Source organism: Paenibacillus sp. FSL L8-0436, from assembly GCF_038593025.1.
Taxonomy (GTDB): domain Bacteria; phylum Bacillota; class Bacilli; order Paenibacillales; family Paenibacillaceae; genus Paenibacillus_AQ.
In genome coordinates this window covers 5,440,098-5,464,362 of the sequence record NZ_CP151955.1, presented here as the reverse complement: position 1 = coordinate 5,464,362, position 24,265 = coordinate 5,440,098, and the positions used below count along the sequence as shown (strand labels likewise).

Sequence of the window (24,265 nt, the reverse complement as noted above, 5' to 3'; positions counted from 1 at the left end):
CTAGTTCAATAGATACGGTGGGAGCGTCGTAGTTTTGTTAATAAGACTCCTTATGAAATAGAAAAGAACGGGAGATTGCGCCCGATGAATCTATTGGGCTGTAATACAAAGAGCAGAGCCTGCAGACATTGTCCGCAGGCTCTGCTCTTTAAGGATTTGGGAGGACGGTCTAACAGCCGTCCTCTTCTTATTTCTTCTCTCCACCCTCGGCATGGAGCTTAGCGATCAGCTTATCGCCCTCGACATCGAGGTTCGGAAGCAGACGGTCCAGCCATTTTGGAAGCCACCAGGCTTTGTCTCCAAAGACTGCCATTACGGCCGGAACGAGCGTCATACGGATGATGAAGGCATCGATCAGGATACCGAAGGCCAGCGCGAAGCCGATCTGCTTAATCATCGCGTCAGGTGCGAAGATAAAGCCGGCGAAGACGGAAACCATGATTATGCCCGCTGCGAGCACGACGCGGCTAGCGAGATCATAGCCGTGAACGACGCTGTCGTTGCCACGGCGTCCGTGGACGTAAGCCTCGCGCATGGAGCTGACCAGGAACACCTGATAGTCCATCGCCAGCCCGTACAGGATGCCGGTGACCAGAATCGGCATGAAGCTGAGCAGCGGACCTCCTGTGTCAAAACCGAACAGGGAGTGCAGCCATCCCCACTGGTACACGGCTGTGGTAAGGCCAAAGGTGGCGAGGACGCTGAGAATAAAGCCAACTGTCGCTTTGATCGGAACGATGACTGATCTGAAAACGAGCAGCAGGATGATTAGCGACAGAATTACGATGATGCCAATATATATTGGGAAAGCATCGGAAAGCTTGGAGGACATATCAATATTAATGGCGGTAAAGCCAGTCACGCCAAGCTTAACATCATTCCCGGATGCGAGGCCGGAAGCAGGATCGCGCAGATCCTGCACCAGATCTCTTGTCGCTGCATCTGTCGGGCCGGTTTTTGGAATTAGACTGATAATGGCGATATCTCCGGTCGCATTGACACCCATTGGGGACACCAGCGTGACGTTATCATGCATTTGCAGCTCCTGAACCAGCTTGCCCAGTGTCTGCATAGAAATCTTGCCGGACGGGTTGTTCGGCTGGGCCACCAGCAGCAGCGGTCCGTTGAAGCCTTCACCGAAGCCCTTGGAGATAATGTCATAGCTCTGGCGTGCCGGGGTGTCCAGGTTCGCCGAAGCACCGGACGGAATACCCAGCTCCATTTTTGTTACCGGGATCGCCGCTGTTCCAAGACCCAGAACGACCAGAATAATGATGATCCAGCGGTATTTCACGGTAGCGTTCGCCCAGCGGTGTGAGAACCCTTGGCGGGCTTTGTTAACGGAAGCAACGTTCTTGGAGCGGGCTTTAGCGGTGCAGATCCGTTCACCGACCAGACCCAGCAGCGCAGGCAGCAGGGTCAGCGCCAGCAGGACGTTGATCAGAACGCTGACAGCGGCCACCAGAGCCATGGTCGACAGGAAGCCAATGCCGATGACCAGCATTCCGCATAGGGCAATGATAACGGTCAGTCCGGCGAAAAATACGGCGCTGCCGGCGGTACCTAATGCCCGGCTTGCTGCTTCGCCGGCGCTTAATTTCTCATCGAGAATCAACCGTCGCTGCCGGTTGACGATGAACAGCGAGTAGTCGATGCCGACAGCCAGACCGATCATAATGGCCAGAATCGGCGTGATGTCGTTCATCTGGATGATACTTGAGAGGGCAAACGCTCCGCCGACGCTGATCCCGACGCCAAGGAGTGCGGTGATCAGCGGCAACCCTGCGGCAACGACCGAGCCAAGCGTAATAAACAGCACAATCGCTGCAACGACAACGCCTACCGCTTCCGTCGATCCGATGGACGGAATACTCTTCAGCGAATCGCTCGGAATGGCTGTGATGCCAGAGCCTGCCTGCTCGACTTTGGTCACAGTGTTGATGATGTTATCCGGTACGGAAGATGGCAGTGACGACTGCTGAACGGTAAATTGAAACTGGAACAAGGCGATGCTGCCGTCGGCGGATAACATGACGCCGGGAACCGGGACACCGTCAGCCAACAGCGGTCCGTAAGGAGCTGCCTGAGCTGCATCCGCCGCTTGACCCGCTGCGGCCGAAGGATCTGCAGTGGCAGATTGACCACCGGCAGCGGCTTGTCCCGCAGCATCAGTCTGACCCGCTGCGGCCGAAGGGTCAGCAGTGGCAGATTGTGCACCGGCAGCGGTTTGTCCCGCAGCATCAGTCTGACCTGCTGCGGCCGAAGGGTCTGCTCCTGTAGCTTGTCCCGCAGCAGCGGCGGCTTGCGCGGCCAGGTCGGCCGGGTTGATGATATAGTCCATGCTGTAGACATCATTGATAGCCTTCAGAATCAGCGCTGTCCGCTCCGGCGTGTCCAGCCGTTCTCCGTCAGGTGCGGTGAAGGCAACGCTCGCTTGGCCGCCGGCAGCAGCAGGAAGCTCTTCAGCCAGCATATCCAGCACTTTTTGCGATTCCGTGCCTTCAATTTTCATTTCGGAGCTGGACTGGATGCCATTGACGCCTAGCAGGGCGCCTACAACACCGAGAATAAGAATCCAGGCTGTAAGGAAATACCATGGTTTGGAATAAGCCGATTTTCCCAATCGGTACAGAAATGTTGACATGAAATGGTTTCTCCTTTTTATCTCTGGTTTAGAAGCCGTTGCGTAAATAAGCAAACATGGAATTCAAATATTGATCAAACGACATAGCACCGGAGTGTTCATCCTGTGCTTCTCCCGGCAGCATTACGTTGAGCCGTCCGTCCAGAATCGGCACGAACGCTCCGTAGACAGCACCTGCAAGAAGATGGGTATATCCGTCGGCGTAACGTCCGTGAGAGAACTGCTCGAGCGTCTGCTGTGCAGCGATCTGCAAACGGCGGAATACGCTGAGGATATAAGGCTCCAGCGACGGATACTGATTCGCAAGTGATACGAACTGGCGTAATTGATACAGAAACTCGGAAGTAAACTGCAGCTTGAGCAAGTTGTACAAGGCATCCAGCGGTGTTGCATCCGGAGGCAAGCCTGTTAACAGTATGTTCTTGTCCTCTTTTGAAATGTTGCCCATAAAATACTCTGCTACCGCCTCCTCTTTGCACGAGAAGTAATTGGCAAAGGTCCGCCGGGAGTAGCCGGCCTTCTGGACAACATCATCGACAATGAAGCCGTCCATACCCAGTTCCAGCGCAAGCTCGAAGGCGGATTGGGCTAAGGCAAAGGCCGTGGCTTCCTTCTTTTTATCGCGCAGTGTCGGCTTGGGGTTCAAGTTCCATGCGACCTCCTTTCTTGAGTGCAGAGGATGCTCTGCTCTCTATTTGCTACTTCTATATTATTGCCCAATGAGCAAAAATGCACAATGGGCAATCTTCGCCGCCGGGTCCTCTCGTGAATGACCAGAGCATTTATGTAACAGGCAATGATTATGCTGACGGCAGCAATTACGGGTTAAGTGACAACATGATTAGCATGGATGGCTCAATTCTATCAAAACTGGGTATGCATGAGATTGACAGGAGGGATGGTTGCATTAGGGTGATTGAAGTCAAATGCAGAATCATTTACCCTCCAGAGAGGGAGTGCCCTTCACCTTCCGCCATAATCCAACAAGTAATAAAAGCATTGGGAGGCCCAGCATGTTCACAGGCAACGCAACAGGCACCCAGTAGCGCTGCATATAATTCGTTGTGGCCTCCGTTACATTTTGCGGAATCAGCGCAAAGGCGAACATTACCGGAGCAATGAACCAAATCATCAGCTTCCAGTTGCGTACCTTCAGAAATTGGGCGGTTCCATAGCTTACTAAGAAGAGATAGACGGCCAGCTTAATGAATACACTTGAAATCCAGATCACGACAGGAACCGCGTCGAAGTTATCTACGAAACCAAACAACGATATTTTTTGAGTCATTGCGAAAAAAGGATACCACATGTTAGGGCTAAGATTGACACCAAGGATGACAATGGTCATTATGGTGGTGATGAGTACCATGAAGTTTGCAACCAATACCGCCCTGACCGCATAACGCCCCTCTTTACGGGGCTGCCGCAGAAATGAAGCAAACATAAGGTACTCGACAGAATGGCCAAGATAAGAAGCAGGGGCGAGTGAACCGCGCATAATCTCCTTTATTCCGCTATCCGCATAGACAGGAAGGATATGCTTCCAGTGAATATTGTTACCATTGGCGAGCAGAACAAGCAGGACCATGATTATAATGACCGGTCCCAGGAATTCGCTGCAGCGGGCAATCCCTTCGATCCCTCCCGCATAGGTCGCATAAGTAATTAACAGAACCATCAGCAGAATAATTGATTCTTTAGGCGTTTCCGGAAGCAGCATTATATTAACAAGGTCGGTAAACTGGCGAAGTACAATCGGGAGGATTGTATACCACTGAACAAGATAGATCATAATTACCAGTTTGCCTATCCCTGTTCCGAGAATCAATTCACTGTATTCAATCAGACTTTTACCTGGGAACAGTCTGGCAACTTGCGTTACCAGTACGGCAATCAGCAATGCGATGCAGCCTGCCAAGATAATCGAAATCCATGCATCCTGCTTGGCAGCCTGCAGGCTTGGTGTAATCGTCATGACCAGTGTCATGCCGAGGTTCATACTGAAGATGAGCCAGAATACCTGCATGCCCGAGATTTTCAGATTCATTGTGAGCATCCTCTTCATTTTTTGGATTTGCTATTTTTTCAAATAAGCACGGCCTTGCGTTTTTCCTATTTGTTCAATTTGGATGTCAACCTCTATGGTCACTGGCATTCCGGGGAAGAAGTCATTCCAGGAGTCCTGTATTTTTTTCCAGTAATAAGGATGTTCGATATGGATTTCCTCACTAATACCAAAGATATCCGACTTCATCTCTTTTTGAACATGTGTCAGCATGCTCTCAATCCTGGTGTGCAATTGCTCGGAGAATTGTTTTTCTACAATTTTTCTATCCCGGGCACTGTTCAAATCAAGCCTCGAATTGTTAGAGACCACCCGGAGTAAAGTGCGGAAGGAGACTTTGGCCTCGGGGTGCTCATTTTTTATCAACGTCTTAACCTTTACACTGCTCTTCGAAGACTTGACACTGATGGTCCCTTTGTAGTCCTTGTCTTCCGGCTCAGCTTGAATGGTAAATCCCAGGCGATAGGGGTCTCCTATCCACCAGCGCAGCAGCTCAAGTTCATCGGGGGGAATAAATCCGCTCAATTTATTGCCAAGGTAGACTGCAGCCCTGTCGATTGCAATTGATTCTTTATCGGTACCTTTATGGACGACCCGGATTGCTGCAGTTACCGGCGATGTTCCAGGCGATGATAAGTCCTCCAGAAATTTATCGAACTTCACGGAGAAGCTGAGCCTGCTGCTTTGAATTTTGCTGATTGCGAGTGCCGGAATAAGCTCCATTGGATAGGGTGAGCTTAAAATTTCTTTGGCTGTTGCTCCATAAGTTGTTAATACGTAGCTGTTGTAACGGGTCTCGGGGAATCGTGTAAACAGATCCTCAATTTGGTTGAGGCCATGCCGTGCGCAGTTTTCGCCAATTAAGAATATCTCCCGGTGCCCAAAATAAATGTATCTGGACATTTGCTCCTGTATTCGGCTAACGGCTTCTTGAATATCATTTCCCTTAGCCGAGATGACTACTACCTTTTTCTGGGGTCCCCCTGATTTCACAGCACTCGGTATTCCCGTGGGCAGCGCAATTTGATAAGATAACTCAATCAGTCCGTTATCTGTAAGGTCGATCCCACTGCCCATAATCAATGCGAGATCATCCATTTCTCTGCGGTCCCAGCAGCCGGTCGTCATACTGAGGATGATCAGGAGAACCACACATCTGCATGCAATTGCCACTTTGTTCATGTTCTATCCCACTCCAATTAACGCCTTGTATGTTTATGGCGTTTCCTCATGATTTGCCACGGGGCCCTCAACAATGTATCACCCAGTCCGTTGGAATTTACAGGTGCAAGGGGAGTCATATAAGGCACACCAAAGGAACGCAAATTTACCAGGTGCACCAGCACAGCCAGTAAGCCGATACCCAGTCCATAAAGGCCGAATGTTGCAGCGAGCAGCATGAGTGGAAAGCGTATAATGCTGATCGCCTGGCTCATTCCCGGATTAGGTATCAGAAAAGAAGAGATTCCTGTTATGGATACGACAATGATGATCGTGGCCGAAATGATGCCTGCCTGAACTGCAGCTTGTCCTATAACAAGCGCACCTACAATACTGATCGTCTGGCCTACAGGACGGGGAAGGCGAATTCCTGCCTCGCGCAAGGCCTCGAACGTGATTTCCATGATCAGCGCCTCCACGATTGCCGGGAAAGGAACAACCTCACGGGCAGCTGCAAGACTTAAAGTTAAACTTGTCGGAATCATCTCTTGGTGGAACGTAGTAACTGCAATAAATATGGAAGGTAGGGTCATGGCAAAAAAGGCGAACAAATATCTCAGCCAGCGCAGCATCGTGGCATACATGAATTTCATATAATAGTCCTCTGCGGACTGAAACCCGAACCAGAAGGTAACGGGCAGGATAAGGACCATTGGCGAGCCGTCGGTGAGAACGGCAACCTTGCCTTCAATCAAAGAACCTGAAGCCATATCAGGACGCTGGGTCGCCTGGATGACAGGGAAGGGCGAATAAGGATGGTCGCAGATCAATTCCTCGATATAGCCGGATTCGAGCACGCTGTCCATGTCAATTCCCGCTATGCGTCTTTTCACTTCATCTACCACACTCTTCTTGGCAATATCCTCAATGTAGACAATGGTAATATCAGTACGGGAGAGACTACCGGCACTAAGCTTTTCCGTCTTCAGCCGGGGGGTGCGGAGCCGATGACGAATAAGAGCAAGATTAATATCCATTTTCTCGATGAATCCGTATCGTGGACCGCGGATAACCGCTTCCGTTGAGGGTTCATCCAGCGGCCGGTTCAGTTTATCTTTGAGTGCAAAGGCAAATGCCTGAGGGGAGGATTCAACGAACAGGACGGTCTCCCCGCTGACAATACGTCCAGCGGTTTCTTTCATGGTCAAGACAACCGCGGGCTGCACAATGGAAGAAAATCTAAATTCAAGCTGCTCCTTGAGCTGAGAGGAGCTGTCAATCGGAGGTGTCTCCTGTTGCATCAAAGGCTCCAGGAAGCCGTCATCCCAAAGCTGCTTGTCGATTAGAACATCAAGATAAACCACCATGGCGGGCATGGACCCGAACATAAGGAGCCTCCGCACGACAAGGTCGGAGCAATTCGCAAATACTTGAGTAATGGCCGTTTCATTGTCGTCCAGCCGCTCAGAGATGTTCAAGTCAATTTCAGGCTCAAGCGCCTTCAGTTTTTGAGAAAAAGGATTCGTTGCCTTTTTTTTCAGTTTCATCAGCCTGCCCCCCCTTTTCAGATAACATTCTCCATCTATTACTGGATTATCCAATTACATAAGAAAAAGGCTATCTGCAAGGTTAGTTCAGACCTTGTGAGATAGCCGGTTCTACTTGGGTATATTTTCCCTGCCGCTGTACATACTTCATCCAGAACAACAGGATGGTTGCGGAAAGGGTGTGAAGGAGAATGAAGGTTCTTGGAAAGGCTATGGCCTTCTTGTTGATTATTGCCTTATCGGGAGCATTGCTGTATTATTCCACCGCAATGGGGGATTAGCTAAAATACTTTGTTACGATCTTCTCCGCTGTCCGTGTGGCCAGCGCCTGGGTCGTAAGTGTCGGATTAGGCCCGCCGATTCCGTTGAAGTGCACACTGTTATCTGCAATGAACAAGCGTTTCACTTGCAGCGCTTCACAGTTCGTATCGGTGACATAGCCCATCCGCATCGTACTTTCCAGATGGAGCATAAATCCGAAAGGGGTATCCGAACGGATAATCTGCCTGGCACCGGCCTGCCGCAAGGTTTCCGAAGCATATCTTGCCAGTTGATCGCGCCTCTTGAGTGTCTTCACGCTGGGGGTGTAATAAATGATCGGGATCGGGCCATGTTCGTCTTTCAGCAGAGGGTCAACCTCAACCCTGTTGCGGTAGAGCGTTTCATCATCCGTCAGCAGCAGCATCGTCATCGTCCGGCTATAGTTCATCATCAAGTCCTTCAGCCGAGGACCGACGACCCTGCCGCGAATATTCCATGGCGCACCAGGCTCCGGCGGGTTCAGTGCGTCATATCCCGCTTCACTGAAGCCATAAGTCAGGAAGGACATTATTCCGGGACTTAGGCATGAAACCTGGAAGATCCCTGTTCCGGGAATGTCGACCCTGGCTCCCGAAGTATGACCCACATACGGATAGACTGCCGGCAGACCCATAATACTCATAAGATCCTTCTCATCAAACACGCCGCCAACCCAATCAAAGCAATGATTGGTCAAGCCTCTTCCCACCCATTCGTTACGGGGGAGATCCGAATTCAGCCACAGACGCGGTGATTCGATACAGCCGGCTGCCATAATGACTGTCCGGGCTGTCAGTTCACCGATTTCTCCTGTCCACGTATCCCGGAACTGAACACCGCTCGCGCGGATTCCTTCCTTGGGGTCGTGCGCCGTAAGAATTTTGATGACGAAGGAATTGGGCCGGATCGCAACATTGCCGGTTTTCAGAGCGAGCGGGACATAACTGACCAGCGTGCTTCGTTTGGCTATTCTGTCAACAGAAGGGCCCGACGCGCATCCATTGACGCAATTCCCTCTCAGTGTACAGCCTTCCATACTGGATAATTGATCAAGCGAAAACTTGGTATCCATCAGATGCTCGTTGGGCGGCAAAATGGCATTGGGATTCGGCCGGTATCCCGGAGTGGTTACGTTCAGCGTAGGATTCAGCTGCCATCCGGCTTTCTTGGCACCATAATAAAAAAGCTCTTCTTTAGGTGTTGTCGGCGCAAATTGAACGGGCAGTGTGGCTTCGGCTTGCTCGTAATAAGGAATCAGCTCCCGGTAGCTGAGCGGCCACACCTGGTCAACGGCCAGGGGAAAAGCCCGCGGCGACTGTCCCCAGTAATGCTGCGTCGTTCCGCCGACTCCGGAAGCCTGCCAAATATCGCCCTTCTGCCGCATAATACGGTGCCATGGGGTACGGCGCCGGTCAGCAGGCCCAAAGCGGAATACACCGGATACTACATCATTCATATTGTTCTCATACGCATTGAAGACCTTCTTGTAAATCCCGATATCCAAATCCTTGTAATCAGCGCTCCATTCTCCGCCGTGTTCACTGTTCGGATTCACCCATTGCTTGTTTCCGTACCATGCCCCTGCTTCCAGTACCAGCACCTTCAGCCCGGCTTCTCCAAGCTCTTTAGCCGCAACGGCACCTCCGCCGCCGGACCCGATAACAATTACATCAGCATCGAACATGGTCTCAGCTGCACACAATAGATGATCCCCCTCCTTGTCGCTCAATGGTCAACACAGTACCAAGCAGGGCTCGATAACCAGGGACAATTCCCGGGTATTCCGCTTGTATCCAACCCACCGGAAACCCTTCCAGTCTCCGCTTCGTCGGAACACTGAGCCGGGTCTTTCCATATGCCGGCCATTCCGAATAGTTCCCAAACATGGTCTGTCTGTTGAGGAAATCTATGATATACCGTATAAGACCTGCATCATTCCGGAAGGGGGGCGGTACAGTTCCAAGATCGAGGTCCGCATGCTCCAGCATGGCTAGCACACGAATCCGGTCTGCAGGGCGAAGGGAGGCGAAGGGACTTCCCGCCCAAACGGAATAATCAATACAATCCTGCATCTGTCCGGAGGCGACGAATTGAACGGCACCACAATTGAGTAACCCGGCGACAGGAGCGGATAGCGGTACAACTGTCAAATAAAATCCTTGCACAAGCGAAAGAGAGTGGTCCAGCTCCCAGATCATATACTCGTGAATACATAAATTAACAGCACCTGCAGTTTGCTCGTCCCCGTATACGGAGCCTGTCGCAGTATTTGGGATTATTGCTTCAACAAGCGCGCGAAATGTGGTACAGGTATGGGGAGAGAAGGTTGCGGCGTAGGTTGCAGCCGGATGCATGACAAATCCCCCTTTGCTATAACGGATTTTGCTGGTCCCCAGTTTCCCGTATATAGATACCTATTCCTCAGATTTCACTTTAGACGCTGTTCAGCAGCAAGAATCTGAACTCTTAAAGAGTTGAATAAATTGAGCAGCTGTATTAACGAAGTTACCGGTGATGCCCGATAAAAATACCTGAGTGCCAAGATGATTTACATTCAGTTTAAACATTTATCTTACATTAAAATGAATTCTCAGATATGGAGGTAAGATCTTTTGGAATTGTTTGAATATATTTTGCTGATGCTGGCTGCAGTCTCTTTATCCAACTTAGTGAACCGGTTTATCCCTTCGGTCTCCGTGCCTATTATTCAAATCGTGCTGGGGATGGTGATCACTTGGCTGCCTTTGCACTACGAACTGAAACTAAATCCGGAGCTGTTCTTGTTGCTGTTCATTGCCCCGCTGCTGTTCAATGACGGCAGGCATGCCGACAAAGAAGCCCTTTGGAAGCTGAAGAAGCCCATTCTTTTGCTGGCGCTGGGTCTGGTCTTTGTAACGGTAGGGGTCATGGGATATTTCCTTAATTGGCTGCTTCCGGTCATCCCGCTGGCGGCATCCTTTGCACTGGCGGCTGCATTAGCGCCTACCGATGCCGTGGCCGTGGGTGCACTGGAGCAGAAAGTCAAAATCCCCCACCGGACGATGCAAATTCTTGAGGGAGAATCCTTAATAAATGACGCATCGGGTCTGGTTTCCTTTCAATTTGCCGTGGCCGCTATGGTCACTGGGGTGTTCTCCTTCAAATCCGCCGGGCTCAGCTTCATTTCCATTTCACTAGGCGGTGTGGTGCTGGGTCTTCTGCTCACACTAGTGAAATATGGAGTGGTGAAATGGCTGCGGAGACTGGGAATGGAGAATGTCACGCTTCACATGCTGATTGAGATCCTGACTCCCTTTTCGATCTTTATGGCGGCCGAGGAATTGGGGGTTAACGGCATTCTTGCCGTCGTCGCTGCAGGTATTGCCCATTCTTTCGGTTACAAGAAAATGAATCCCGAAGTAGCCAAGCTTAGCATTGTCTCCAAAAGCACCTGGTCGGTCATTATTTTTGTATTGAACGGGCTGGTCTTCCTGCTGCTTGGCACCCAGCTGCCGGAGATTATTCAGACGATTTGGAACAGCCCGGAAATAGGGAACTTTAAAGTGATTATGTACACGCTGCTATTGACTGCGGCTGTACTCGGGCTGCGCCTTATCTGGGCGCTTCTGATGGATATTCCCGAAGGGACCGAACCGCGCGGCCCATGGCAGCTGAGGTTCAAGAAGGCGCTTATCCTTAGTCTGTCAGGAGTCCGGGGAACGATCACATTAGCGAGTACGTTGTCGCTGCCGTTTTTTCTTGATGATGGCACAGCATTTCCGGCCAGAGATCTGATCATTTTCCTGGCGGCCGGAGTTATATTGTGGACCCTGCTGGCCTCGAACTATCTGCTGCCGCTTTTATTGGGGAAAGAAACGCAAACAGAGCAGGAAGAGGAGGAGATTCAAGCAAAAATTGAGATTCTGAGGAATGTTGTTAGCGGATTAAACGACCTGACCACGGACCAGAACCGGCTGGCTACTGCCCAGATCATCAATACGTATACCTCCAGAATCCGAATGCTCAGGAAAGATGAGAAGAAGGATAAGGTACAGCAGTCCTTGGGCCTGGCTGTCCTGCAATGGGAAAGAGAGAACACACTGCTAGCGCTGGAGAAAAAAGAAGTGAATCCATATACAGCGTACCGTTATCTGAACAGAATTAACCGGCTGCTGTTTATGCACACACGGAATCCCCAGTATAAAAGAGAACTGTTCCCCGTTAAGCATTGGGATGAGGTGGTCGGAGTGCTGCAGCAAGCCCGGTTAAGCATCCGCGAAAGACGCGCCGAATTGAACAGCCTCAGAATTCAAAATATTGCTTATGTTATTAAGCAGCTAAAAACTCTGCTTACAGAAGGAACGCCGGATATGGAGGCAGTCAACTCGGTAGTTCTGCAATATGAACGGATGCTGCTGCGCCTGACAAGGAGCGAATCGGGCACCGGCACCCGAAAAGAGTTCGACATGTCGATGCAGGAGCTGGCCCGGATCGGAATTCAGCTGGAGAGAGATCATATCCAATCCATGTTCGAGACAGGGCGTCTCTCCAGACAGGGCATGAAAGAAATGAAACGCGATATCCTCTTCATGGAGCATGATCTGCGGGAAGAGACGAGTTAAGGAGGGCGGTCTTGCCGCAGAAGGCATTCATATCCAAAAGGGGGCTTGACCGTTGAAATAGGATAACTTATGCTTTCTTAGAGTACCAGCGTCCCCCCAAAAGATACTGCTTACAATGGTATGAAAAACAATCAAAGGAGAATTTCGAATGGAACAATCAATCTTTGATGATTTTGAGTGGATCAACCAAAGCAAGGCGAGCTATGTAGACGACAAACTGATTATTGAAGCACCGGCTGAAACGGATTTCTTCTGTAATAATGGTGCCATTTCGGAAACAGGAATTACCCCGGAAAGTCTCTTAAATGCCCCCTTTTACTACAAAGAGGTAACCGGAGATTTTGTGATGCGGGTTCAGGTTTCGCATGATTTCAAGGATACTTTTGATTCGGCGACGATTATGGTGATGCAGGATTTTCAAGTATGGGCCAAAGCCTGCTTTGAAAAGACAGACTTTGATACCCATGCTGTAGTTAGCGTTGTAACCAATCATACTTCAGACGACGCCAACGGCTGCAATATTAACGGGAATATTGTATGGCTGCAGGTTGCTAGAGTAGATAATGCATTCTCTTTCCACTATTCGCTGGATGGGATCAAGTTCGACATGATGCGGTTCTTCACTTTACCGGTGGATCAGACCCTTAAGGTTGGTCTTGTAGCGCAGGCACCGGTAGGCCAAGGCGGGGAACGGATTTTTCAAAATTTTTCATTGATTAATAGAACAGTAAAAAATATCCGGTTTGGCGAATAAAATTCAACCAGTTACATAGAGAATCATATGGAAGTAATACGTTGGCCGCTCTGCATGGAACGGCCTCTTTTTGTATTAATCATAGAAGCTAAATTAGTACATAAGTTGCTCTCAAGGGCCCATGAACCCCGACAACGAGCTGCATTTCAATATCGGCTGAATTCGAAGGACCGGAGATGAAGTTGATGGAGGAGCCCATAGGCTCACCTGCTTGAACTCGCCGGTTTAGATCGGCTGCGGCCTGAGTGGAGCGAAGCACGAGCCTCTTTTTTTCAATAATCGCAATATAATGGGCAGGCAGAAAGTGGAGGGAGCGGCCTTGATCCGGGCGGCTTTCTACGACAATCGTTCCTGACTCGGCTAATGCGTAGTCGGCGAAGACAATCGCGGTATTGGCCGATTCGGAGCGGAGAATATTCTTTGCTCTTCCTGCCGCTTCCTCCCAGACGTACGAATCCGGGAAGTTTAACCTATAATCGGTAAACCGGGTATCTCCGGAAGTGATTACAGCACCTCCGCCATTCGCTTGGATCAGATCATCCAATGTTCTCTGCAAAATCTCGGGATTCGACTCAATCAACTGGGTGTGAATAAAAAAACACTGCTCTTTAAGAATCTCTATCAGCTCATCGGTTGTTAAATCGCCATAGCTGTCTGGGATCCACTCTTTCAGGTCGGGCCGCTGAACATCATGTATACGTTCTCGCCCCAGCTTGGAGGCGATTGTGTTTAGAAAAGACGCCTTGCCCGATACCGTCATTGGCCAGCCCCTCCTTTACGTTTGTCAAACCACGCCCGGAAGCTGTCTTGCTGCTTGACCGGTTGGCTAAGATCACGAGCGTTGATCCAGCCGCGGACTAGGCCTGGTCCTCTAACAATCCGTCCTTGTCTGCTGATCAACCGGCTGGCCGGGTTCGCAAACCGCAGTGCTTTGCCGAACAAAGCTTGGGAAGACAGGAGACGGCTTGCCGCCTTCATCTGAAGTCTATCTCCTGCACCGGTTCTGTTTTGTTCCACAATTTTCTGACGGTGCAAGATAAGCTGCTCGTGAAGCGGGATTTTAACCGGACAGACATCCGTACAGGCTGCACAAAGGCTGGAGGCAAAAGGAAGCTCTTTGTAGTCATCGTATCCGCCCAGCAGCGGGGTGATTACTGCCCCAATCGGACCCGGATAAATGGACCCGTAAGCATGCCCGCCAATATGACGGTAGACCGGGCAGACGTTAAGACAGGCACCGCAGCGGATGCACTGCAGGGCTTCGTTGAATTCGCTGCCCAGAATCTCGGAACGGCCGTTGTCCACTACGACTAAATGGAACTCTTCCGGACCATCCGTTTCCCCGGCTGCCGAGGGGCCCATTACGGTAATATAACTGGTCAATTTTTGCCCCACAGCACTTCGGCAGAGCAGATTATCCAAAACCTCCATCTCCTCAAGTGTCGGGACGATTCGTTCCATCCCCATCACAGCGATATGCGTTTTCGGTATGGCGGCTGTAAGATCACCGTTGCCTTCATTAGTCACCAGATTAATGGCTCCAAGGTTAGCGATGGCAAAGTTGCAGCCCGTAATCCCGACATCCGCTTCCAGGAACTTTTGCCGCAGCACCGTCCGGGCAAAACGGGCGAGGTTCTCAGGGCTTTCATCGCCTGTATATCCAAGCTTCTCAGTGAATACTTTATGGATTTGCGTCCGGTCTTTATGCAGCGCAGGGGCCACAATATGTGAAGGCGGGTCCCAATCATCCATTTGAAGGATGTATTCCCCAAGATCGGTCTCGATCAGCTCGCAGCCTGCTTCCATCAGGACATGATTCAGCTCAATTTCCTCGGTGACCATTGATTTGGATTTGACGATTTTTTTAGCCTTTTTTTGTACGATGATGTCCCGGATATAGCTGCTTGCTTCCTCTTTAGTTTTTGCAAAATAGATGTGCCCGCCCTTTTTCTCAATGTTATCTGCCAGCTGCTCTAAGTAATAATCCAGATGTTTCAGCGTATGCTGGCGGATTTGCTGGCCGATGGTACGCCACTGCTCCCAATCCCCAAGAGAGGCCGCGGCGGAAAGGCGCCTGGTCTTCAGGCTGTCTTGGGCTGAGCTTACGGCGCTTCTCATGAAGGGATTACCGAGGCTATCTGTAGTCCGTTCGCTGAAATCCCGCTTATCGGTTTGAAGGCTCATGTCTGGCTCCCTCCTTGGCAAAAGCAGTATTGTGATGGTTCAGCACTTCTGCAATATGCATTATTTTCACAGGTTCGCCCTTGCGGGAGAGGCGGCCGCCGATGTTAAGCAGGCATCCCATATCTGCGCTGATCAGAATGTCCGCTCCGGTTTCAACGACACAACTGCTTTTTTCATCGACCATTTGCTCGGAGATCTCAGGCATTTTCACGGAAAAGGTTCCACCAAAGCCGCAGCAATTATCACTGTTTTTGAGCGGCTCCAGTTGGAGTCCCTGTACCTGTTCAAGCAATTGGAAGGGGGTTTCCTTTTCTCCCAGCAGTCTTGTCATGTGGCAGGAACGGTGGTAGGTGGCGGTGCCTTCAAGCCTTGCGCCAACATCGGTAATACCAAGCACCCTTACGATGAATTGTGTGAACTCATATGATTTCTCTTTTAAAGCAACCGCTTTCAATTCCCAATCTGGATCTCCTTTGAAAATTTTCGGATATTCATGAAACATAGCGATACAGGAGCCGGACGGACCCACGACATAATCGGAGCTTTCGAAGGCAAGCATCATGTTTTTCATCGCAAGCTTGGAATCTTCAAGATAACCGCTGTTATAAGTAGGTTGACCGCAGCACACCTGGGAAGCCGGAAAGTCGAGTTCACAGCCGAGCCTTTCGAGAACTTGGACCATAGCAATTCCGACATTCGGGGTCATAAGGTCTACTAAACAAGTCGAAAAAATACTGACTTTCATTTCGATCCCTCCCAATGCAACCTTGATAAGAATAGCTTAACTCAAGAAGTCAATGAAAAACAACACAAAAACAAATAAAAAATGTGAATGTTGTTGACATAAAATAATGATAACGTTTACACTAAGAAAGGATCGAATGGAATAATCTACCTTGAGGGGGAGAGACAGTGGAAAAGCATTTGATGTATATCAACGGCCAGTTTACGGAATCAGAAGGCAACGAGTGGATGAATGTAACCAATCCATCAACAGATGAAGTCATTTCACAGGTTCCCAAAGCTACAAGGAATGATGTGGTGCGTGCCATTAACGCAGCGGAAGAAGTCCAGTCAGCCTGGGAGGAAACACCTGCGGTTGAAAGAGGAAAGTACCTTCATGCCATTGCCGATGGGATTCGGGCAGAGGTTGATATCCTTGCCAGACTGATCTCCGAAGAAGTAGGTAAGACCTTGGAATTGTCCACGGTAGAGGTTAACTTTACAGCAGACTATATGGATTATATGGCAGAATGGGCACGGCGTTATGAAGGGGAAATTGTTCAGAGTGATCGTGATAATGAGAATATTTTTGTGTTTAAACGGGCGATTGGGGTCACCACAGGCATTCTGCCATGGAACTTCCCGTTCTTTCTGATCGCCAGAAAAATGGCACCGGCCCTGATCACCGGAAATACGATTGTAGTCAAGCCTAGTGCTGAATCTCCGAACAATGCGGTGGCTTTTAGCAAAATTGTTGATAAAGCTGGTCTTCCTAAGGGCGTGTTCAACCTGGTTACCGGTAAAGGCGGAGAGGTCGGCAATGAATTGGCCAGTAACCCTAAAGTCGGTATGGTCAGTCTAACAGGCAGTGTGCCGGCAGGACAACAGGTGATGAAGGCGGCTGCTGAAAATATCATCAAGGTCAGTCTGGAGCTTGGCGGCAAGGCGCCTGCCATTGTTATGGATGATGCCGATCTGGATTTGGCTATTAAGGCAATCGTGGATTCCCGGGTGATCAATACAGGGCAGGTTTGCAACTGTGCGGAGCGGGTCTATGTGCATGAGAAGATCAAGGACGAATTCACCACCCGTCTGGTTGAGGCGATGAAGGCGGTGAAGTACGGCGATCCGCTGAAAGATAGGGATATTCATATGGGCCCGCTGATTAACAAGGCGGCACAGGAATCCGTGCAGCAGAAGGTAAACCGTGCAGTACAAGAGGGCGCCAAGATCGCCTGCGGCGGTAAAAAGGTAGAGGGAGCAGGCAGCTTTTTTGAGCCGACGGTCATTACCGGTGCCACCAATGATATGGAAATTGTACAAGAGGAGATCTTCGGACCGGTTATCCCGATCATTTCTTTTGCTAACCTGGATGAAGCGATTGCGCTCGCCAATGACAGTGAGTTTGGACTGACCTCTTCCCTGTATACCCGGAATCTGAACGTTGCGATGAAAGTCATCAAACGTCTCAAATACGGGGAAACCTATATTAACCGCGAGAACTTTGAAGCAATGCAAGGCTTCCATGCAGGGTGGAGAAAATCCGGCATCGGCGGCGCGGACGGCAAACATGGTTTGAACGAATATCTCCAGACCCATGTAGTTTATTTACAGTATGATAAATCGGTCAACTAAATTAGTGGAATATGAATCACGCACTTATCCGATACGGTCCGAAAGGGCCGTTTTTTTGTGTGGAGGGGTGTAACTCTTTTAATTGTAGACAGCAAATTTTTGGAGCAGGATAGAGCTGTACATAATCACGGGGAGAAAGGATGTAGGACATGGAGAAGAATAAGGACTGCATGTATTGTATGGAGGATGAAAGAAGGGGCAACCTTATGATTGGGGTGGCTGAGCTGGAGGTTGAAATGATTGCCCAGATTAAAAAGCATTTATAAGCTGGTTCTGTAATGTTTAAATCATTTTTAGATCAAGTAAGTCATTTAAACAAATCAACTTAATGCTACCGATTCAAAAAGAAATTCAAGCGAATAATGATATTCTGAAAGAAAAGACGATGCAAAAACTGAGTTTTAAGCCCGATAAGGGCTTTTTTTGCTAGATATTTAGTCGGGATCGGCAAAGATACGTCATGTTTTCCGGAGTACTGTTCAATTAAATGCTTGGCTAATTCAACTATGGCTTTTTCTCGATTTATTTTATCCTCCCTTAGAGGGGCTATAGGCCCAGAATATCAGTGTGCAGAACGTAAGGCGAAGTTAGCTGGTGTTTACTTTGTTCGGTGATGGTTTGAGAATCGGGTATACATAAAATAACTCACGTACTAAAAGATGCTGGCGGGTTTGTTTTTTTCTGCAGCGTGTCTAGTAGCTAGGCCGGAAACGCGACTTTTTAACATGTCTAACTTGTATGCATGGATTTATAGACATTGACGTGACAGAAAACGCTTGTTTGTATTCATTACTTCGCATATGTTTATTACTGCAAATTCGACAAAAATACTATATACTCCCTTTTTATTTCAAATGCACAAAAGGAAGCTATTTCTGAATTTTGAATGGTGTCAAATAAACACTATTAAAAATAGAGAACAATCTGATTCGTCCGAAACAAAGTAAATCATTGAGTGAAAGGAGAAGGATAGTAGTAAGGATTGTTTGAATACCGTGTGAAAAAAATAGTGAAATCGAATTGACATTGGAGTTTACTCCAATGTTATTGTAAATGTATGGAAAAACAATATTCTATAAAAGAGGTTTCACGGATACTTGGTATTCCGAAGGATACGCTTCGGTACTATGACCGTATTGGAATCGTATCGCCTTCCCGGGAACACAATTCTTACCGTAGGTATTCGAAGGACGACCTCGTCGATTTGATGAATATTCAAATCATGCAGTATGCGGACTTTTCTCTAGAAGAAATCAAGGGGAGGTTTCAGTTCCACAGAATGCAGAGTGTAGATCCGGCTTATTACCAGGAGGTCGCTGAGTTCCTTGATGCCAAAAAAGCAGAAACGCGCAAGAAAATTGCACATCTTGAAAAGGTCAGTCAGTTGCTCGACATAGCAGTTGAATCGCTAAGGGACTTTAATCGTGAAAGTGACCAGCGGCTGGCAGTGTTCGTTCAGGAGATTTACCGGGATCTTCACAAGAAGGATCCTGGAATAACTAAGGAGGATTGTGATGGACATCAAAATTAAGAATTATTATTATCTGATTGCTGGTGTTCTTGCGATACTGTTTGCCGTTACGCACGCTTGGAACGGGCAATCCGTTGTACTGCCGACGCTCTTTGTGAATGATATAGCCATGGATACACGGATAATATTTAGGTATGTCTGGCACATTATCACCGCAGAGAATCTGGTCTTCGGTATTGTATTCATTATCCTGTCATTTCAAAGCGAGCGTTCGAAGATCCGGTCAGCTGCATGGACGATCGTCTTACTTCTGGTCGTTCGTCTGATGGTCATTCTCGGCGTAACGGCATTTTATGATGTTTCGGCACTTACTGATACGTTAATCGATTCGATTGCCATCCTAATCTATGTCGCTTTCATCATATTGGGAATAAGAATGAAGGGAAAAGAGTTGGGAGGTCAATCGTCACAAAACAGTAGGAAGGTATGAAGAACTAAACTGCGTTTCACTGCCAGTGATTTGCAATACGCTAATGGGGAACGATAATTGAAAAAAGCCAACTCGGCAGCCGTCCAAAAGGAACGGCTGCTTTTGATTGGCTAACGGGCAGTTTAGCGCAACATTCATTTATTTCAACGTCCTAATTAATGGTATAATTTTCATGTCTTAAAAGGCTTTATAGTAATGTTTATTAAACATACTAAAAGGGGGTAGTTTATGACGTATTCAATTTCAAATATACAATCCACGAGTTTATCAATATCATTATTATTGATACTTTTAGCCTTAATAGATCAAACTATAAAGAAGTATTTCATTGTAGAAGAATTAAATAAAATTTCAGATACTATTGGAAAGAATATCAATAGGTGGGTAAAAGGACTACTTGCTGTCATTAGTTTTTGTATTTTCTTCTTCATTTTGGATACAACAAATATCAACTCACTTAAGTGGTTCTTGTTAATATTTTTTATAGTTGCCATGGGACAACATGCCTTTATCGAATGGAGGTATTTGAAAGGCTCAAAAGAATACGTTATTTCACTTATTAAATTAGCAGTCGGATTAATATACATTTTAATTTTTATTTTCTAAAATTATTGATTTTTTAGCGTTTATTAAGATGGCTTACTTTAGTGAAAATTGATTCAACTAAAGGAGAACGTTAGTGTAGAAAACACATCATAAGGCCGCCGCGGACCAATAGGAGACCTCATTAAGCTAACGAGGCAGTTTAACGCAACAAATTCTTCCTGCATTCGTTTAAGTATTTAGAATGGCTTGGGAGGGAGAAGCATGAATTTAAAACGAATGGTTGTAGGAATTGTAGTCGTAATTGTACTTATTTGCTCTCTCGCATTAACGCCTTTTGGTAAAAACCTAAGAATTGATACTGCTGAAAAGTTAATACCAACTCGACTTCAAGATGAAACTTGGATTCTTGTGGGAAAAGATAAAAGGGATGAACTAATAAAAGAGTTTGAAGAGAAGTACGGTATGCCTTGAGCTAACGGGAAACGATAGCTCCATGACAATAGGTAGCCGAGATCATTGGCTGTCTATTCAGCTAACGGGCAGGATAGTTACAATATATGGTATTATATTGGATATGTCCCGTGAGGAGGATATCAATGGAGAAGTTCTACGATAGCCTACATCAATTTGATGGAAATGACCTGCGGTTGTTCTTTTACAATTTGTTAAATACAGTAGATCGTTATTGTAAGGACGGCAGTGTTGAAGAAAAAAAGTTAGCAGAAGGACTCGTTAATATACTTCAAAGCCAGATAGAGGCGGTTCACAACCATAAATTACAAATCAATGAACTCCAACAATATGTCTATCTTGTTTTCAGTCTCTCTGATGCAGGTTCATTAAAAGTAACTCTAAGTGAAATCGGCAAAAGGGAGCTATGCCAAATATTAGCATTCAATGAATTGTTTTCAGTCGGACCAATATCTAACTTAGATACGAAAACTGGACAGCAGAATAGACTATTTTGGTTGACGGAAAACGATGGGGACTTCAGTTATGACCCAGAGCATCTGCTTGTTAAAATGGTAGAGGTAGTAAAGAATATTCCAGAAAATAAAACCATTGTCATTTGGTGCGCGGATAACGCACATGATCAAACAGGCTTACGTTTCGTATTGCATTTGTTGAGAGATCGAAAACAGCCAGTTAATGTTGTCAATGTAACAGAGCTCTTTAATACTACTGGGCTTCGTAACAAAGAAGGATTTAATCCCTATTTTAGTGGTTTAATCGATCGAGAGCATTTTCAGGTAATCGTAAAAATGTATTATGAAGGTGTTCCTCTTGATCCTAACCAAAGAAGAAGGTATGAATCAGAATGGCTAATGCTCTCGAATTTTTTTGTTGACTCACGTAACCCGATCTGCGACCATCCCGACTTAAGCCGGTAGGTTTCCCGCGAACCGTTAAGACTGATCAGGCGATTATAAGTCAAACCCTTCCCATCCTGATGCCAATAAGAACCTTTGAGGCTTCTTCTAAGGCTTCCGGTTCTATTACCATTAATAGCGGCTCTCCAATATCTATCATTGCACCTATACGCTTACTGTAGCCTTCGAAGGTTCCGATGGATATAATTTCGCCGCACCGTCCGCCAAACCCACTATCATGACCTTCTACGATCTGCACGGTTAGCCCCGGATTTAACTCATTCCATTTCATAATGTTGGTGCCCTTCCTTTCGTATTCGAAGTTCATTCATCCTCGCCGCCGGTCCAAGGCTTATAGCGCACATCAGGTGGTGTCGTCTACTTTATTTAGTGCTGCCAGTACAATCTTGATATCTCGCACCTTGGCAAATGGTGAACGGTTACTTTCGACGATGGTTTCTATCCGGCTAAGAGCTGCAGCCCGGCGGAACTTCACATCATGTTTTCCGGGGGACTGTTCAATCAAATGCTTGGCTAATTCAACTATGACTTTTTCTCGATCCATTTTATCCTCCTTTAGAGGGGCTAGAGGGCCAGATTATCAAAATACTCTCTTATTAAACCCCAAACCTCTGATCATTTTCTGAACATCAGCGATATGTATCTAATATTATGAGTGCGTATGACAGTGTGCAGAACGTAAGACGAAGTTAGCTGGTGTTTATTTTGTTCTGTGATGGTTTGAGAATCGGGCTTGAATGCATCGATTTTACAGGATTTCTGCAACATATCTTTTTTTGAGCTGTCTGTTCTAAAAAAATGATAGCGGCAAAGAAACGTTTACAGCGTTCCGCATGAAATTCCTACAACGTAGTTTTGTCAAGAAAGTTACTGAGCTAGCGGGCAAGCTCATCAAACTCCTCTTCAGAATGCCGCTTCCTCCAAGCCTCTACGGTTTCAGATGTTTTCCGGCTTGCCTGACGGTAATGCGGATCATTGGGTACAACCTTTTCATCTGGGCACAAATTGCCATGAAATAGCTGATCTGAGGAGGCTCCTCATTTCTCTTCATCCTTTCGAGTTTTCAGGTTAGACATCTTTTAATTTCATTATCTGGTCATCTCTATCATGAAATCTACGGAGTATATTCTACAGAATGGGATTTATTTTTGATTTGTGGTAACAAATGGAAGGTGTGATATGCTAAATTTGATATAATTTAATAGTGGTTATTTATAGGATGGAGATGAACAAGACATGGCGAAAGCAATTTTTCTTGATTTTTACGGTACGCTGGTATATGAAAACAGTGAAATTACTATGGAGGTAATCGAACAAGTCTATAACACTGGAAATGCAAAGGACAAAATGGAAGCTGCCAGGTTCTGGTGGAGATCTTTTGCAGAGCTGCGTGCCGCTTCATTTGGAGAGACTTTTTTGCCACAGTATGAACTGGCTGTCCAGGCGTTTGAGACAACCATTCAGCATTATTTTTCCACAGCGGACGCCAAAAAGCTTGCTGACAGGCTTGCAGAACATTGGAGCAATCCTCCTGTCTACAAAGATGTCGAGGCTTTTCTCTCAGCGAACCGGTTGCCGATATACATTGTGACGAATTGTGATACTATTTTTGTGGAAACAGCATTGTTCAACATGGGGTTACAACCAAATGGACTGATTACAAGCGAGCTGGCAAAAGCTTATAAACCCCGCAAGGAAATTTTCGAACTGGCCTTGGAGGTTTCCGGGGAGAGTGCTGACGAAGTGATACATATTGGCGATTCATTAAGCGGTGATGTCACGGGTGCTGCTAATGCTGGAATTCAACCGTTGTTTTTAAATCGGGAAAACAAAGAGACGCCGGACGGTGTAACGTCGATTCATTCCTTGTCTGATATTATTAAAATTCTGCATATTTAACCGTAAGAAGGATGGGAGTACTTTGACAATGCGTAGAAAGTATTTATTGTTTGTTTTAACCATGGTTATCACTGTAATTTCATTAAGCGGGTGCGGAAGTGTAAAAGAAGCGGACCTGAAAAAACCGGTTGAAAATTATTTGGATGAGCGATATGGCTTCAAGGAGCCGTTTGAATTTCTGACATGGGATGATAATTGGTTTGAAGGTATTGATCATCAGACAGCTATTGAAATCGGCAAACCCTATCATGCGACTGCTTATATTATGCTCGAACGGGATACTTACAAAATTGCAGAGGAAAGAAGTGATAATGTATTTTTTGAATTATATAAAGGTGCCTATATTGAACAGCATCCAGAGGTAATGAAAGTAACAGAACAACTGATTGACAAATATGATTTAATGAAGAAATCGGCAAGTGAGTACGATAAAATGAAAGGGAATTACTATTATTATCTTAATGTTAATCTGAATACAAAACAGGCGGATGAACTCATAGATACTTTCAGAGGGACTCAAAAAATAGATACCCTAAATTCTCTGCCCGACATGTCTGATCCATTAAGTAAAGAGGGTAACCGTTATCGGGGCGTAATTAATTTTAATTTTGATTTTAACACCTATAAACAAGACAAAGAAGTTCCTCAAGCAGAGGATGTTGTAAATGATTTTGAAAAAAGTCATGTTCTCACTGAAGGGCTCTATTGTATCTCTGTGCATACTATAGAGGTTCATGATAAGGGGGTTTCTCAAGGAATGGATCCCAGGAATAGTAACGTTCGTTTTGAGGTTGATAAAAAGGGTGAGTTCAAAAATATAAGTGTGTTGGAAGAGTGAGGAAAGATCGCACGGC

22 protein-coding genes are annotated in these 24,265 nt (G+C 47.1%); 10 read left to right on the top strand and 12 right to left on the bottom strand.

Annotated elements, in window-relative coordinates:
- Nucleotides 1-187 precede the first annotated feature (187 nt).
- The 7 genes from NSS79_RS25085 to NSS79_RS25055 all read right to left on the bottom strand — a co-directional run bounded on the left by NSS79_RS25085 (nucleotide 188) and on the right by NSS79_RS25055 (nucleotide 10,071).
- Nucleotides 188-2,644, bottom strand: coding sequence for an MMPL family transporter (locus NSS79_RS25085; protein WP_342436595.1), 2,457 nt, complete (start codon nucleotides 2,642-2,644; stop codon nucleotides 188-190).
- Between the two features lie 28 nt (nucleotides 2,645-2,672).
- Entirely contained in the window at nucleotides 2,673-3,290 is a 618-nt protein-coding gene (locus NSS79_RS25080; protein ID WP_340897041.1) for a TetR/AcrR family transcriptional regulator, read from the bottom strand.
- A gap of 288 nt (nucleotides 3,291-3,578) precedes the next feature.
- The gene (locus tag NSS79_RS25075; protein ID WP_342436594.1) at nucleotides 3,579-4,691 is read right to left on the bottom strand and encodes an endospore germination permease; all 1,113 of its coding nucleotides are present in this window, start codon (nucleotides 4,689-4,691) and stop codon (nucleotides 3,579-3,581) included.
- Nucleotides 4,692-4,721: 30 nt separating this feature from the next.
- On the bottom strand, nucleotides 4,722-5,891 hold the full coding sequence (locus NSS79_RS25070; RefSeq protein WP_342436593.1) for a Ger(x)C family spore germination protein: 1,170 nt from the start codon (nucleotides 5,889-5,891) through the stop codon (nucleotides 4,722-4,724).
- A 17-nt stretch (nucleotides 5,892-5,908) separates the two neighbouring features.
- Nucleotides 5,909-7,417 carry a spore germination protein gene (locus NSS79_RS25065; RefSeq protein ID WP_342436592.1) on the bottom strand — a complete coding sequence of 503 codons (1,509 nt, stop codon included), beginning with the start codon at nucleotides 7,415-7,417 and terminating at the stop codon, nucleotides 5,909-5,911.
- Between the two features lie 277 nt (nucleotides 7,418-7,694).
- A complete protein-coding gene (locus NSS79_RS25060; protein ID WP_342440434.1) occupies nucleotides 7,695-9,401 on the bottom strand; it encodes a GMC family oxidoreductase N-terminal domain-containing protein in 1,707 nt (568 codons plus the stop codon).
- Nucleotides 9,402-9,405: 4 nt separating this feature from the next.
- A complete protein-coding gene (locus tag NSS79_RS25055; protein WP_342436591.1) occupies nucleotides 9,406-10,071 on the bottom strand; it encodes a hypothetical protein in 666 nt (221 codons plus the stop codon).
- Between the two features lie 258 nt (nucleotides 10,072-10,329).
- On the opposite strand from NSS79_RS25055, the gene NSS79_RS25050 reads away from it, so the two are divergent.
- Nucleotides 10,330-12,318 carry a Na+/H+ antiporter gene (locus NSS79_RS25050; RefSeq protein WP_342436590.1) on the top strand — a complete coding sequence of 663 codons (1,989 nt, stop codon included), beginning with the start codon at nucleotides 10,330-10,332 and terminating at the stop codon, nucleotides 12,316-12,318.
- A 148-nt stretch (nucleotides 12,319-12,466) separates the two neighbouring features.
- Nucleotides 12,467-13,072 carry a DUF1349 domain-containing protein gene (locus tag NSS79_RS25045; RefSeq protein ID WP_342436589.1) on the top strand — a complete coding sequence of 202 codons (606 nt, stop codon included), beginning with the start codon at nucleotides 12,467-12,469 and terminating at the stop codon, nucleotides 13,070-13,072.
- Nucleotides 13,073-13,160: 88 nt separating this feature from the next.
- On the opposite strand, the gene NSS79_RS25040 is transcribed toward NSS79_RS25045, so the two are convergent.
- Genes NSS79_RS25040 through NSS79_RS25030 form a run of 3 tightly spaced genes read right to left on the bottom strand, consistent with a single transcriptional unit; the run spans nucleotide 13,161 to nucleotide 16,001 of the window.
- Nucleotides 13,161-13,832, bottom strand: a complete 672-nt coding sequence (locus NSS79_RS25040; protein WP_342436588.1) for a lactate utilization protein C — start codon at nucleotides 13,830-13,832, stop codon at nucleotides 13,161-13,163.
- Nucleotides 13,829-15,256 carry a LutB/LldF family L-lactate oxidation iron-sulfur protein gene (locus tag NSS79_RS25035; protein WP_342436587.1) on the bottom strand — a complete coding sequence of 476 codons (1,428 nt, stop codon included), beginning with the start codon at nucleotides 15,254-15,256 and terminating at the stop codon, nucleotides 13,829-13,831. Before NSS79_RS25035 ends, NSS79_RS25040 begins: the two co-directional genes overlap by 4 nt.
- On the bottom strand, nucleotides 15,237-16,001 hold the full coding sequence (locus tag NSS79_RS25030; protein WP_342436586.1) for a (Fe-S)-binding protein: 765 nt from the start codon (nucleotides 15,999-16,001) through the stop codon (nucleotides 15,237-15,239). Before NSS79_RS25030 ends, NSS79_RS25035 begins: the two co-directional genes overlap by 20 nt.
- A 167-nt stretch (nucleotides 16,002-16,168) precedes the next feature.
- Here NSS79_RS25030 and aldA point away from each other — a divergent pair, with 167 nt between their 5' ends.
- The 6 genes from aldA to NSS79_RS25000 all read left to right on the top strand — a co-directional run bounded on the left by aldA (nucleotide 16,169) and on the right by NSS79_RS25000 (nucleotide 21,512).
- Nucleotides 16,169-17,614 carry an aldehyde dehydrogenase gene (aldA, locus tag NSS79_RS25025; protein ID WP_342436585.1) on the top strand — a complete coding sequence of 482 codons (1,446 nt, stop codon included), beginning with the start codon at nucleotides 16,169-16,171 and terminating at the stop codon, nucleotides 17,612-17,614.
- A gap of 1,057 nt (nucleotides 17,615-18,671) precedes the next feature.
- Nucleotides 18,672-19,145: a MerR family transcriptional regulator gene (locus tag NSS79_RS25020; protein WP_342436584.1), complete on the top strand. Its 474-nt coding sequence runs from the start codon at nucleotides 18,672-18,674 to the stop codon at nucleotides 19,143-19,145.
- Nucleotides 19,129-19,575, top strand: coding sequence for a hypothetical protein (locus NSS79_RS25015; protein ID WP_342436583.1), 447 nt, complete (start codon nucleotides 19,129-19,131; stop codon nucleotides 19,573-19,575). The genes NSS79_RS25020 and NSS79_RS25015 overlap by 17 nt, the downstream gene beginning before the upstream one ends.
- 228 nt (nucleotides 19,576-19,803) lie before the next feature.
- Nucleotides 19,804-20,181, top strand: a complete 378-nt coding sequence (locus NSS79_RS25010; protein ID WP_342436582.1) for a DUF4181 domain-containing protein — start codon at nucleotides 19,804-19,806, stop codon at nucleotides 20,179-20,181.
- A gap of 201 nt (nucleotides 20,182-20,382) precedes the next feature.
- Nucleotides 20,383-20,592 carry a hypothetical protein gene (locus tag NSS79_RS25005; RefSeq protein WP_342436581.1) on the top strand — a complete coding sequence of 70 codons (210 nt, stop codon included), beginning with the start codon at nucleotides 20,383-20,385 and terminating at the stop codon, nucleotides 20,590-20,592.
- 125 nt (nucleotides 20,593-20,717) lie between these two features.
- Nucleotides 20,718-21,512 carry a DUF1835 domain-containing protein gene (locus tag NSS79_RS25000; protein WP_342436580.1) on the top strand — a complete coding sequence of 265 codons (795 nt, stop codon included), beginning with the start codon at nucleotides 20,718-20,720 and terminating at the stop codon, nucleotides 21,510-21,512.
- A 40-nt stretch (nucleotides 21,513-21,552) separates the two neighbouring features.
- Here NSS79_RS25000 and NSS79_RS24995 read toward each other — a convergent pair whose 3' ends face one another.
- Both NSS79_RS24995 and NSS79_RS24990 read right to left on the bottom strand, forming a co-directional pair.
- Nucleotides 21,553-21,819: a hypothetical protein gene (locus NSS79_RS24995; protein ID WP_076114584.1), complete on the bottom strand. Its 267-nt coding sequence runs from the start codon at nucleotides 21,817-21,819 to the stop codon at nucleotides 21,553-21,555.
- A 36-nt stretch (nucleotides 21,820-21,855) separates the two neighbouring features.
- The gene (locus NSS79_RS24990) at nucleotides 21,856-22,056 is read right to left on the bottom strand and encodes a hypothetical protein (protein WP_342436579.1); all 201 of its coding nucleotides are present in this window, start codon (nucleotides 22,054-22,056) and stop codon (nucleotides 21,856-21,858) included.
- A gap of 692 nt (nucleotides 22,057-22,748) precedes the next feature.
- Between NSS79_RS24990 and NSS79_RS24985 the strand changes: the two genes are divergently transcribed.
- On the top strand, nucleotides 22,749-23,411 hold the full coding sequence (locus NSS79_RS24985) for an HAD family hydrolase (RefSeq protein ID WP_342436578.1): 663 nt from the start codon (nucleotides 22,749-22,751) through the stop codon (nucleotides 23,409-23,411).
- A gap of 28 nt (nucleotides 23,412-23,439) precedes the next feature.
- A complete protein-coding gene (locus tag NSS79_RS24980; protein WP_342436577.1) occupies nucleotides 23,440-24,249 on the top strand; it encodes a hypothetical protein in 810 nt (269 codons plus the stop codon).
- The last annotated feature ends 16 nt before the right edge of the window (nucleotides 24,250-24,265 follow it).